We start from the raw sequence: 12,850 nt of genomic DNA on the forward strand, positions 1-12,850 counted from the left end.
ACCTGACATGAAATCACTCGACCTCATCACCATCGGCCGGTCCTCGGTCGACCTTTACGGAGCCCAGATCGGCGGCAGGCTGGAGGACATGGGCTCGTTCAATAAATACATTGGCGGTTCGCCCACCAATATCGCCTGCGGTGCGGCCCGGCTCGGTCTGAAATCCGGTTTGATCACCCGCGTTGGCGACGAGCACATGGGCCGGTTCATTCGCGAGCAGCTCAAACGCGAAGGTGTAGATGTCGGCGGGGTCGCTACCGATCCTGAGCGTTTAACGGCACTCGTCCTGCTGGGCATTCGTAGTGAAGAGCAGTTCCCGCTGATTTTCTATCGCGAGAATTGTGCCGATATGGCGCTCAGCGAGGACGACATTCATGCGGATTACATCGCCTCGGGGCGGGCGCTCGTCGTGACCGGCACGCATCTGAGCCACCCACGTACCGAGGCAGCTATTCTGAAAGCCTTGGAGCTCGCCCGCAAGCATGGGCTGCGTACCGCGCTCGACATCGACTATCGCCCAAATCTATGGGGCGTCGCCGGCCACGGTGAAGGTGAGAGCCGTTTTGTCGAAAGCGGCAAGGTGACGGCAAAACTGCAAACGACGCTGCATCTGTTCGATTTGATCGTGGGCACGGAGGAAGAGTTCCACATTGCTGGTGGCTCGACCGAGACGATTGAGGCGTTGCGCGCAGTTCGCAAAGTGTCCAACGCTGCGCTCGTATGCAAACGCGGTGCTGCCGGCGCGGCGGCCTACGTGGGCCCAATACCGGGCAGGCTGGAAGACGGAGAGACCGGTCCCGGCTTCCCGATTGAAGTGTTCAATGTGTTGGGCGCGGGCGACGGCTTCTTCGCCGGGCTCCTGAAGGGGTGGCTCGAAGATGCGGACTGGCCCACGGCTCTTAAATACGCCAATGCCTGCGGCGCTTTTGCCGTTTCTCGCCACGGATGCACGCCGGCCTACCCGTCGCTCGAGGAGCTGAAGTTCTTCCTTGAACGCGGGGTCAATCAACCTGACCTGCGCAACGACTGCGAGCTCGAACAGATCCACTGGTCCACGAACCGTCATCGCAATCACGGGGAAGACTGGCCCGAATACCGGATATTTGCGTTCGACCACCGTATGCAGCTTGAGCAAATGGAGGGCTACACCCTTGAACGGGGCGGCGCCTTCAAGGAGCTGTGCCTCAAAGCGGCATTGGACGTTCAAGAGGGACGATCTGGCTACGGGATCCTGTGTGATAATCGCATCGGGCGGCGGGCGTTGCATGAAGCCTCGGGTACTGGCCTCTGGATCGGACGGCCCTGCGAATGGCCGGGTGCGCGCCCGCTGACGCTAGAGCCTGAACTGGGCAGTGATTATGGCGGCCTGGGCGAGTGGGCGCGGGAAAACGTCGTCAAGGTCCTTTGTTTCTGCCATCCCGATGATGACGCTGAAATGCGTTCCGATCAGGAGGCGACGGTGAAACGCCTTTTCGAGGCATCGCGGCGTGACAACCTGGAATTCCTGCTTGAGATCATTCCGTCGAAGGTGGGACCGGTCGATGACGAAACGACGGCGACGCTGATCCAGCAGTTTTATGACATTGGCATCTTTCCCGACTGGTGGAAGCTTGAGCCGATGAAAACAACCGCGGCCTGGACGAATACGATTGCCGCGATCGAGAAGAACGACCGCTATACGCGTGGGATCGTCGTTTTGGGTCTCGATGCACCGGAGGCCGAACTGGCGGCGAGTTTCGAGGTCGCCGCCGGTTTCGATCTTGTCAAAGGCTTTGCCGTTGGGCGGACGATTTTTGGCGAGGTCGCACGCAGCTGGATGAAAAATGAAATGCGAGACGCCGCCGCCGTCAGCGAGATGGCAAAGCGCTATCGACGCCTGTGCTCGATCTGGGACAAGGCGAGGGCAGCCGCACGGGAGAAGACAGCATGACCAAGACAATCAAGCTCACCGCCGCGCAGGCGCTGGTCAAATGGCTTTCAGTGCAGATGACCGAAGATGGCGAGCGCTTCATCGAGGGCGTCTGGGCGATTTTCGGGCACGGTAATGTGGCGGGCCTGGGAGAAGCGCTGCATGGGATCGGCGACAAGCTGCCGACCTGGCGTGGCCAGAACGAGCAGACGATGGCCCATGCTGCCATCGCCTATGCCAAAACGAAGCGGCGCATGCGTGCGCATGCGGTAACCAGCTCCATTGGACCCGGTGCGACCAATATGGTGACAGCGGCAGCTCTGGCGCATGTCAATCGTCTGCCAGTCTTGTTCATTCCCGGCGATATCTTCGCCAACCGCCGCCCCGACCCGGTGCTGCAGCAGATCGAGGATTTCGACGACGGCACGGTGAGTGCCAATGACGCCTTCCGGCCTGTGGTTCGTTATTTTGACCGCATCGCCCGGCCCGAGCACCTGCTGACCGCGCTGCCACGTGCGCTGTCCGTCATGACGGATCCGGCGAATTGCGGGCCGGTGTGCCTTGCTTTTTGCCAGGACGTGCAGGCCGATGCCTACGATTATCCGGAAAAGTTTTTTGAGCCAAAGGCCTGGCGTGTTCGCCGCCCGGAACCTGATCGCCGAGAGCTCGATGACGTGGTTGCGATGATCAGGGCGGCGAAGAGCCCGGTCGTCATTTCAGGCGGCGGTGTTCTCTATTCCGGCGCCGAGTACGTTCTCGCTGCCTTCGTGGAACAGCACAGTATCCCCTTCGTCGAGACACAAGCCGGCAAGGGCGCGACCCCGTGGGAAAACGCCTACAATTTCGGCTCCCCCGGCGTTACCGGCTCGGAATGCGCCAACCGTCTTTGCGCGAAAGCCGACCTGGTGATCGGCGTCGGCACGCGCTTTCAGGATTTCACGACGGGATCCTGGGCCTTGTTCACGAACCAGGAGCGGAAGCTCGTCTCCATCAACCTGCATGGCTATGATGCGACAAAGCATGGCGCAATGCCCCTCGTTGGTGATGCCAGGGTGACGCTGGAGAGGCTTTCCGCTCTGCTGAAGGACCATAGGGCGCCATCTTTCGACGCCGAATCCCGGAACAGTTGGCACCAGACGGTGAGTAAGGTCACCGCCACGCCGGAAGTCGATTTGACCAACTATCTTCCCACCGACGCCCAGGTAATCGGCGCCGTCCAGCGGGTAGCCACGGAAAAAACCGTCGTAATGTGCGCGGCAGGCACGATGCCGGGCGCGCTTCAGGTGCTGTGGCAGTCTGCAAAAGGCGGCTACCACATGGAATACGGTTATTCCTGTATGGGATACGAGGTAGCAGGCGCCATGGGCATCAAGCTTGCAGCGCCGGAAAAGGAAGTCATCTGCTTCGTTGGCGACGGCTCTTACATGATGGCCAACTCGGAATTAGCGACTGCGGTCGTCCGGCGCATTCCTTTTACCGTCGTGCTGACCGACAATCGCGGCTACGGCTGCATCAACCGCTTGCAGATCGAATGCGGCGGGGCGGAGTTCAACAATATGTACAAGGACTCCAACATTGAGGTCATGCCGGAGATCGACTTTGTGGGCCATGCCCGCTCCATGGGTGCCCATGCGGAAAAGGCGGTCGATATCGCCGATCTCGAGAAGAAAATTGTCGAAGCGCGTCCGAGGAACATCCCCACGGTCATTGTGATCGACACCGACGCTGTCCCGGGACTGGATGTGGGCGGGCATTGGTGGGATGTCGCCGTGCCGCAGGCGGGGGGACCTGAACGTCTCGAGCATGCGCGTGAGCGATACAACCGAAATGCTGCAAATCAGCGTACCTTTGATTGATAAGTGTGCCAACCGGAGGACAAGGGATGCCCGATTTGTTACGCAAGCCTTTCGGCACGCATGGCAAAGTCCACGAGATCCTGCCCCAGGCGGCGGGCTGGCGCTATGTCGGCTTTTCGCTCTATCGGCTCAGACCAGGTGAGATTGCCGAGGAGGCAACGGGCGATCGCGAGGTCATTCTCGTTATTGTCGAGGGCAAAGCGGCCTTGCATGCCGCCGGGCAGGATTGGGGTGTACTGGGCGAGCGGATGAACGTCTTCGAAAAGACGCCGCCGCACTGCCTCTATGTGCCGAACGGCAAGGTTTGGCGCGCTGTCGCGGACACCGAGTGCACGATTGCGGTTTGCTCCGCGCCCGGAAAAGGCGGACACGCTGCGCGAAGGATCGGTCCCGACGGGATTTCGCTGACGGCACGCGGCAAGGGAGCCAATACGCGTCATATCAACAATATCGCAATGGAGAACGAAGACTATTGCGACAGTCTTCTGGTCACAGAGGTCTTCACGCCTGCCGGCCACTGGTCCTCCTATCCAAGCCATCGCCACGACGAGGACGACTTCCCGCGTATCACCTATCTGGAGGAGACCTATTACCATCGGCTGAACCCGGCGGCAGGCTTTGGCGTCCAGCGCGTCTACACCGATGACGCACTGCTCGACGAGACAATGGCGGTAAAGGATCACGACGTCGTCCTGGTGCCGCGCGGCCATCATCCCTGCGGCGCGCCTTATGGCTTCGAGATGTATTACCTCAACGTCATGGCTGGTCCCTTGCGGAAGTGGCGGTTCGTGCCCGCACCGGAGGTGGAATGGATCACGGAGCGGGACGCAAAATGATCAGCCGGGCAATCAACCAGAAAACAGCTCGCCCCCTGGCCTATGAAGCTTTTCTGGATCTGGCACGGAATCTCGATTGCGTGGGGGTCGAGCCCCGGAGCGATCTCGGCCGTCCGATGGTTGATGGCATTTCTCCGAGCCGCGCCGGTGCCATCGCGCGACAAAGGGGACTGCGACTATTGGGGCTTAGCGAGGTCTATCCCTTCAACGACTGGTCGGAGGAGCGCGCTAACGCCATTGAGACGTTGATAGCCGCGGCCGTCGAAAGCGGGGCCGAAACCATCAGCCTCATCCCACGCGTCGATGGCGGTGGAGCGGAAGATGGCGTGCGGCAAAGAGTGCTGCGCGAGGTTATGCGCGAGGTGCTGCCGATGCTGGACGGGCATGGGATTGTAGCACTCATCGAGCCCATCGGCTTTGCCGCTTCGTCGCTCAAACACAAAGCAGAACTGGTCGATGCCATCGAGGCGGTCGGCGGACCAACGAAATTCAAGCTGGTACACGATACGTTTCAGCATACGATCGCCGGTGGTGGTCCAATCTTTCCGGACTACACGGCAATGGTTCATATCTCGGGAATCGCCGATCCGCTGCCTCCGCTTGACGACAAGCTTGATGCTCATCGCGGCCTAGTCGATGGCGGCGATCGCTGTGGGACCATTGATCAAATCGCTGCCTTCATCGCGGCAGGGTACCAGGGATCGTTTTCATTCGAATGTACGGCTGCTGCGGTTCAAGACAGCAAATCCCTCGAAAACGACATTCGTCGGTCTTTCGATTTCATCGAGAGGTCGCTGGCTTCGAGATGAAAGACCTGTTCGACCGTTCCCGACTGTTTCTCCTGAGGAGAGAGTATAATGCCGCTGCTGAAGTTTCATCTCTACAAGGGCCGTTCACCTGAGGAATTGGGTTTGCTGTTGGATGCGGCTCACGAAGCCATGGTCCTATCGTTTGAGGTGCCGACCGGCGATCGTTACCAGGTCGTATCGGAACATGAGCCTTCTCACATGCAAGCGTTAGATACCGGCCTTGGCATTCCGCGGACCGCAAATTTCGTGCTTCTCGAAGTCGTGACGCGGCCCCGCGGGCGAGAGGCGAAGGTAGCATTCTATCAAAACCTCTGCTCAGCCCTCGAGAGTAAATGCGGCGTGATATCCTCCGATGTCATGGTTTCATTCACCGAAAATGGTGACGAGGACTGGTCGTTCGGGCAAGGCCGCGCTCAGTTTCTCACGGGCGAACTCTGAGACGTATCCTGGCACACATGAATGGAATGAAACGATGGGACTCATCAGCTTACGACAGCTGCTCGATCATGCCGCAGAAAATGACTATGCCTTGCCTGCCTTCAACGTAAACAATCTGGAATATGTTCAGGCCGTGATGCGCGCTGCTGACGAAACGGACTCTCCGGTCATACTCCAGGCCAGCCGCGGCGCTCGCGCCTACGCGGGGGATGCCTTTCTTCGACACCTCATCCTGGGCGCTGCTGAGGAATACCCCCATATCCCCATCTGCCTGCATCTCGATCACGGTGACGGGCCAGCGACTTGCATCTCGGCTATCACCCATGGCTTCACGTCGGTGATGATGGACGGTTCGCTGCTGGCCGATGGGAAAACAGTTGCGAGCTGTGACTACAACGTTGGTGTCACGGCAGAGGTGGTAAAGATCGCGCATGCCGCCGGCGTCTCCGTCGAGGGCGAGCTGGGTTGCCTGGGCAATCTCGAAACCGGGGCTGGTGACAAGGAGGACGGTCACGGTTTTGAAGGCAAGTTGTCGCGTGAGGAGCTTTTGACTGATCCGGACCAGGCACTGGACTTCGTCTCCAAGACCGGAGTCGATGCTCTGGCGGTTGCCATTGGCACCAGCCACGGTGCCTACAAGTTCACGCGAGCGCCGGATGGTGACATTCTTTCGATCGACACCATAGGCAAGATCAACAAGAAGCTTCCGAATACCCATCTCGTCATGCATGGATCTTCATCGGTTCCGCAGAGCCTTCAGGACCTGTTTACCAGCTATGGCGGAGACATGAAGCAGACCTGGGGCGTGCCGGTCTCTGAAATACAGAAGGCCATTCCGCTGGGTGTACGCAAAGTCAATATCGACACCGATCTGCGTCTGGCAATGACTGGAACCATCCGAAAGAGCTTCAAGGAGAAGCCAGATAATTTCGATCCGCGCTCGTATTTGAAGCCCGCCGTCGCGCTGATGACGGAAGTTTGCAAAGAGCGTTTCGTGGCGTTTGGTGCAACTGGGCAAACTTCAAAAATTCGCATCAAGCGCCTCAGCGAGATGAGCAAATTCTATTGCTAACAGGCATTTTCAAATGGCGCATTGCACAAGAATTGCAAGGCAAAATCTCCTGCCGTACGTAAGATGCTTAGCACCGTTACCATGATCGCAACTATCCCCGACTTCGCTAATTGCGAATTGGTCGACTATTTCGCCGGCTACCAGTACGCCGATTACACGTCACTCGCGATGCAATAGCGACGGGCTTTCTTGCTCTTTGCCATCTTTATCGCCAACAGATCACGCTCTAAGGACAGCGCATAGTACCGCGCCATTCTTGGCAGCGTCGTGCGTTTGAAGGTGAAGCTGGAAGCGTCGCAGGGCCATACCGAACCCTGGCCACTTTGCGTTGTTTTGCCCAATGAGAGTTTCGAATCGGTCAGGCATGACCGATTCATTTCATGAATGAATGCGCCCACTTGGGAAGCCACCCAGCCTGCGATACGCGGCATGTTTCTACGATAATAAACATCCGACAAAGCGAGTGACTCTGGAAATGAGAGGCCGGGGACCCTGCGAATCCTTGCAGGTTTTTCGAATCCTATGAATTCGAGGCCACGTTCGTCCTGAACCCAGGGCGGCCATGCACGCCCATATCCATCATCGCGTCTTCATGAACGGCAACAAGACGATCGTTTTCCCAGCCAGCCCCGGCTCCTACGCATCAGAGCGCATGGGGTGATGCCGTGACATCCGTTATCGATGGAAGACAGGTGGCCGTTTCCGTGACCGGAGCTGTCAAGGTCGCAGCCGTCCAGGGATGATTGTCGCTGGCCGTTCATCTGCCTCTCATCCCTGCGATCATCCTTATTCCCGCTAGGCGGCGGACTGGTCTTCATGACGGTCGCAGCCGCCGCTGGCGAAATATGCATCCGTCAGCTGCTCAGCGCTGATCGGTTTGCTGAATAGATAGCCCTGTAGCGCTTCGCAACCAGACACCCGAAGGACCTGGGCCTGGGCTTCTGTTTCGATCCCCTCGGCGGTGACGGGTATGTCGAGCGAATTCGCCAGAGCGATCGTCGCGTGCAGCACCGCTCCGGCGTTCTGGTCGTGGTCAAGTGCTACGATCAGCGAACGATCCACTTTCATGCGATCGAAACCGAACTGGCGCAGTGTTCCAATACTCGCAAACCCCGACCCAAAATCATCGAGGGCAATTTTGATGCCCGCAGCTTTCAGGCCATCTATGGCGCGGCGTGCCTGGCCCGGGTTGGAGATCAGCACTCCTTCCGTCAGTTCGATGCTCAAGCGGCTGGGATCGAAGCGTGCCAACGCCAACGCGTCGGTGACCTGTTTCACAAATCTGGGGTTTTTGAGCTGAAGTGGCGAGACGTTGACCGCCAGGCTGATGCCGGGCCAAGAGGCCGCCGCCTCGAGGGACTTTTTCAGAACCTGCATGCCGAGTAGGTCAATGAGGCCCGATCGCTCTGCCAACGGGATGAAGACGTCGGGACCAATCCGGTCTCCACCCTCCGTGACCCAGCGGGCAAGTGCTTCCACGCCACAAATCGCGCCCGACCTCGCATCGATAAGCGGCTGGAACGAGACATCAATGCCTCCATTCGTCAGCGTGGTCCGCAGCTGTGCTTCGAGGGCCGCCTGTCTGTTGGTATCGTCATCAAAGCTGTCTTCGAATTCCACGATCACACCGCGGCCAATGTCCTTGGCGCGATAGAGCGCGATATCGGCGCGGCGGATAAGCTCGCCCGTCTCGACCTCGCCGGACGGCGAGATTGCGACACCGACGCTGGCACCGATTTCGATCGTGCGACCGCCAATCTCAAACACCGTTGCCAGGGCGACCTGAATTTGTTGGCCGACATCGAGCGTAGGCAGAAGGAGCGGATTCTCGATGGTGACGACGCCGAACTCGTCACCGCCCAATCGGGCGATGACCGCATTCTCCGGGAGGGCGTCGGTCAAACGGTGCGCGACCGCGACGATGAGGTCATCGCCGACACTGTGTCCCCAGGCATCATTAACTGCCTTGAAGCCGTCAAGGTCGATGAAGTGAAGCTTGATGTCCACGTCATTCGAATTCGCCGATGTACTGGCAATGCTTTCGAGCAGGCCCGCACGGTTCAGCAGCCCCGTAAGCGCATCATGCAGCGCCTTGTAGCGTGAGCGGCTTTCACTCGCTTTCAGATTGCGGACAGTAATGGCCCCGGCTGCGCCGATACCGCACAGGAAAAGCGCAAGAACGGCGCCTGCCGCCTGTAGGTCGCCTTTTACCATTGCATAGCTTTTCGTCCCAGGAGCTTCCGAAGGCCAAGTGAACACGGCCACCCTGTTGCCGACCACGTCCGTCAGCATCGCCTCCAACCGTCCTGGAATGGGATAGGCGTCGAGGCTGAGACCGGCTATGTTGAAGCTCTCCGATATCTCGGCGACCACTTGTGGTGTGATATGCTTGGCAAACACAAGCACGTAAAAGTCTTCGGGCTTGCTGAAAGGATCGCGCTCAAACGGCTGAATGGCGGCCGCGCCGATCAAGGCTGTTCCGGCCGACGAGTGGGCGAAGTGCACAGGAACCGGATCCGATGACCCGGCTCGTCTTGCAGCATTCAGGAGAGGCTCGAAACTGGTGAAGAACTGTCCTGGCGGGACATCCATCGGCATGCCGTTGCGATAAGCGATAACGGGCAGATTGTGGCTGTCGACGACAATCGCAGTATCGTAAAGTGGATAGTCAGCGGTTGTGGAACCCCAGTTCTCGACCGTCCAGTCCACGCGTGCGTCCGAGTTAATCTGTTCGAACGCGTCGTCCCAATAGGCGTTATCGCGAAGCGTTGCGCCGAGCTGTTTGCGAAGAGATTGCAACGCCCCGGCGGTGGCATGCATCGCACGTCCGTCGTCAATCGCGTCGGCGGTGGTCGTCAGCGTATTGATCGACCCGGCGACCAGCCTGCCCAGCACCGCGGCGACGAGGATAAACACCGTCGCCACAGCAATGACAGATAGCTGCCTGCGATTGCCCTCAGAAAAGACGAATTTCTGCACCTGCTAGAATCCTTGCTCACGGAATGTCGGCATGTCCCCGAAATTGGAAACTGCAGAAAGGCATCATGCCCGCGAGGCGCTGCAAGCGGGCCTTAGCATAGCCTGTCTAATATGCGGTTAAGAGTTGGCACGGTCATCCGTCGGCTGTGCAGGGCGCCATAGCCGGCGGTCGGCCCTATCAAAAGACCACAATTTTTCTGCTGCTGGTCGTCGTTCGCCAGAGTGACCCGAGCATTGGCGGAGGTGATCTCGGTTTCCTCGAGCCAGCGGATAATCGCTTCGAAGCCGTGCTGCGCGACCCGTTTTGCGACACGAAGACTTTCGCTGTTGAGATCGCAAGCCGCTGCAATTTCCTTCCAGTCGAGCTTGCCGGCGTGCTGTGGCGGCCTCGCTCGCCGCGTGATGAAGCCAAGCATGTAACTGCGGAGATTTTCGTGGTCGTGTCTCGACAGCGCGCAGGCGAGGCGCATGTCGCAAAAGGATGAAATTTTCTGGCGAAAAACCGAAGAAGAGGCGGGGAGGCGGGGCATGTCATTCACAATTCGAATTAGTTAGCTTGCTCAACCCGCAAGGGGCCGGGGCACGGCCAGCTAATGGAATTGCGTTAATGAAGGGTTGCGTTCGATGCTATCGCTTTGATTTCTCTAAACCCGTTGACCGGCTGGCATCTAACATCATTTCATACCCGCCCGAGACAGGAACGTCCCTCCCTCGGGTCGCAAGCTTTCAATTGCAGCCCGCCGCTTCGTACGGCGGGCCTTTGCTAGCCCGGGTTCGGGGCTTAGGCGTGAGCGTGGGGATGATGATGATCCCAGACTGCCCAGAGCGATACGACGGCGACGAGCAAGCCAAGCACCACGTTGGTCCACATCACGTTCACATTGGCCGTAAAGCCAAGTAGCCAAGGCGACGCGGCCAGCCAGAGACCGAGCACCAGGTTTACCCATTCTTCCCATTCGGCGAATGCCGAAATTGCCGCGACCGCCAGTCCGCCGAGCAGGAGCCCGACGATCCACGCGTTCCAACTCGGCATGGCTTCGGCCACAAAGCCGATGACCCACGGCGAGATGAATACACATGCCGCCAAGACCAGATTGGCCCAGTCCTGGACTTTCCTTCCTTCCATCAGAGCGTTTGGCATGTCAGACCTCCAAGCCTGAAGCTTAATTGAAGTATTATATCGCGTGACCGGCACGCTTAACAATAAAATAATTTTGAGCGGATCGACCATCAAGAGATGGCGGCAGCGGAACGTCACCATCACGCAGTCACGCGTGATCCTGAACACCTTTTTCAACCGAACAATTTTTGACATAGCGACGATTTAAACTGGATTGGCCATGTGGCGAGAGCGGTGCGAGCGAAAAGGTTGTTCCATGACATCCGCTGCGTTGCCGTTCATCTGTAAGATTCGACACTCTCCCATGCCAGCTCACATGCCAGCCGTTTTTCACCGATTTAGGCGATGAGGCTGGTTCAATCACCGGACTGCGGGTTGTCCATACTCTGCCCGCAGCCGGGCCGGAAACATTGCGATCCTGCCTGCATCGGCTTGAGACGTGCGGTACAAGAATCCAACCAGCTCATTTGTTCTTGAAGCGCGCTGCTTCCTCGGAGCCGCCCGTCGCGTTGCCGGCACTATAGGAATGGGCGCCGGTGCCCGCGAGTTTTCCACCGTCGACGATCAGGTATTCCTCGCGAATGGGCCGCCCTTCGAACCAGCATTCAAGAATTTCCCGTGTCCCCGCGGCGTAACGCGCCTGGGCGGACAGGGATGTTCCGGCAATGTGCGGCGTCATCCCGTGATGGGGCATGGTGCGCCAGGGATGTTCTTTCGGTGCTGGCTGCGGAAACCAGACATCGCCCGCATACCCAGCCAACTGGCCGCTTTCCAATGCCCTGGCGACAGCATCGCGATCGCAAATCTTGCCGCGGGCAGTGTTCACCAGATAGGCACCGTGTTTCATCTGCGAGAGCATTTTTTCGTTGAACAGGTTTTCCGTCTGCGGATGAAGCGGACAGTTGATGGTCACGACATCGCAGACCTTGACCATATCTTCGATAGTGGCATGCCACACGACGTCGAGCTCTTTTTCGACCGCTTCCGGAAGCCGGTGCCGATCATGATAGTGAAGATGCACGTCGAAGGGTTTGAGGCGGCGCAGCACGGCAAGGCCGATACGCCCGGCGGCGACCGTTCCAACATGCATTCCCTCAATGTCATAAGAACGGGCGGCACAATCGGCGATGTTCCACCCGCCCTTGATCACCCATTGATAGGACGGAATGTAGTTTCTCACCAACCCGAGGATCATCATCAGGACGTGTTCCGAGACGCTGATGGAATTGCAATACGTCACCTCCGCAACGGTCATGCCGCGTTCGATCGCAGCTTGGAGATCAACATGGTCTGATCCGATGCCTGCTGTGATTGCTAATTTGAGCTTCGGTGCCTTGGCCATACGTTCGGCAGTTAAATATGCGGGCCAGAAGGGTTGCGAAATCACGATTTCGGCGTCCTGCAGTTCCCTTTCGAAGACGGAGTTAGGCCCATCCTTGTCGGACGTGACGACCAGCGTGTGGCCAAGCGATTCAAGATATGGTCGCAGGCCCAGTTCACCCGAAACGCTTCCAAGCAAAACTCCGGGCTGAAAGTCGATCGCCTTTGGTGTGGGGAGAGTCTGACCGCCTGGATAGTGATCAATCTTTGGCAGGTCGTCGCGTGCATAAGATGTCGGATATCCATCGACTGGATCGTCATAGAGAACACAAACTATTTTGGCCATGGTCGTTTCCTTTCTGATGCTGACAACAGAAAACGCCGCTGACAAAGCCCGGGCAAAGTCAGTGGATATGGATCGTCATGGGTGAGCGAGACGTTCTCGGGCCGAGCCCGAGAGACTCCGGCTCTTTGTGTTCCCCGCCCCTGGATCGCCAGCTTTGTGAAGCTG

10 protein-coding genes and 1 pseudogene are annotated in these 12,850 nt (G+C 58.4%); 7 read left to right on the forward strand and 4 right to left on the reverse strand.

Translation table 11 applies throughout. The features are described 5' to 3' along the window. Window positions 1-7 precede the first annotated feature (7 nt). From ACSQ2Z_RS20695 to purU, 7 genes and pseudogenes are all read left to right on the forward strand, one after another. Window positions 8-1,930: a bifunctional 5-dehydro-2-deoxygluconokinase/5-dehydro-2-deoxyphosphogluconate aldolase gene (locus ACSQ2Z_RS20695; RefSeq protein ID WP_436083164.1), complete on the forward strand. Its 1,923-nt coding sequence runs from the start codon at window positions 8-10 to the stop codon at window positions 1,928-1,930. Beyond that, a complete protein-coding gene (iolD, locus tag ACSQ2Z_RS20700; protein WP_436083165.1) occupies window positions 1,927-3,765 on the forward strand; it encodes a 3D-(3,5/4)-trihydroxycyclohexane-1,2-dione acylhydrolase (decyclizing) in 1,839 nt (612 codons plus the stop codon). Before ACSQ2Z_RS20695 ends, iolD begins: the two co-directional genes overlap by 4 nt. Before the next feature lie 26 nt (window positions 3,766-3,791). Beyond that, window positions 3,792-4,601 (forward strand): 5-deoxy-glucuronate isomerase, encoded by an 810-nt coding sequence (gene iolB, locus ACSQ2Z_RS20705; RefSeq protein WP_436083166.1) that lies wholly within the window; start codon window positions 3,792-3,794, stop codon window positions 4,599-4,601. Then, entirely contained in the window at window positions 4,598-5,410 is an 813-nt protein-coding gene (locus ACSQ2Z_RS20710) for a TIM barrel protein (RefSeq protein WP_436083167.1), read from the forward strand. The genes iolB and ACSQ2Z_RS20710 overlap by 4 nt, the downstream gene beginning before the upstream one ends. A gap of 48 nt (window positions 5,411-5,458) precedes the next feature. Continuing rightward, entirely contained in the window at window positions 5,459-5,848 is a 390-nt protein-coding gene (locus ACSQ2Z_RS20715) for a tautomerase family protein (RefSeq protein ID WP_436083168.1), read from the forward strand. Window positions 5,849-5,882: 34 nt separating this feature from the next. After that, on the forward strand, window positions 5,883-6,920 hold the full coding sequence (fba, locus tag ACSQ2Z_RS20720; protein WP_436083169.1) for a class II fructose-bisphosphate aldolase: 1,038 nt from the start codon (window positions 5,883-5,885) through the stop codon (window positions 6,918-6,920). A 559-nt stretch (window positions 6,921-7,479) separates the two neighbouring features. Next, window positions 7,480-7,581, forward strand: a pseudogene (gene purU / locus ACSQ2Z_RS20725) (formyltetrahydrofolate deformylase); the annotation flags it as partial. Between the two features lie 134 nt (window positions 7,582-7,715). Here the strand turns inward: purU and ACSQ2Z_RS20730 are convergent. The 4 genes from ACSQ2Z_RS20730 to ACSQ2Z_RS20745 form a co-directional block, all read right to left on the reverse strand. Next, window positions 7,716-9,740: a bifunctional diguanylate cyclase/phosphodiesterase gene (locus ACSQ2Z_RS20730; RefSeq protein WP_436084104.1), complete on the reverse strand. Its 2,025-nt coding sequence runs from the start codon at window positions 9,738-9,740 to the stop codon at window positions 7,716-7,718. 251 nt (window positions 9,741-9,991) lie between these two features. Continuing rightward, complete coding sequence (locus ACSQ2Z_RS20735) at window positions 9,992-10,429, reverse strand: hypothetical protein (protein WP_436083170.1); 438 nt, start codon at window positions 10,427-10,429, stop codon at window positions 9,992-9,994. A gap of 251 nt (window positions 10,430-10,680) precedes the next feature. Beyond that, a complete protein-coding gene (locus ACSQ2Z_RS20740) occupies window positions 10,681-11,040 on the reverse strand; it encodes an SPW repeat protein (protein WP_436084105.1) in 360 nt (119 codons plus the stop codon). Between the two features lie 442 nt (window positions 11,041-11,482). Further along, window positions 11,483-12,685 carry an NAD-dependent formate dehydrogenase gene (locus ACSQ2Z_RS20745; RefSeq protein WP_436083171.1) on the reverse strand — a complete coding sequence of 401 codons (1,203 nt, stop codon included), beginning with the start codon at window positions 12,683-12,685 and terminating at the stop codon, window positions 11,483-11,485. Window positions 12,686-12,850: the final 165 nt, after the last annotated feature.

Origin of the sequence: Pararhizobium sp. LjRoot235 (genome assembly GCF_964254145.1) — a bacterium.
In the GTDB taxonomy this organism is placed as follows: domain Bacteria; phylum Pseudomonadota; class Alphaproteobacteria; order Rhizobiales; family Rhizobiaceae; genus Pararhizobium.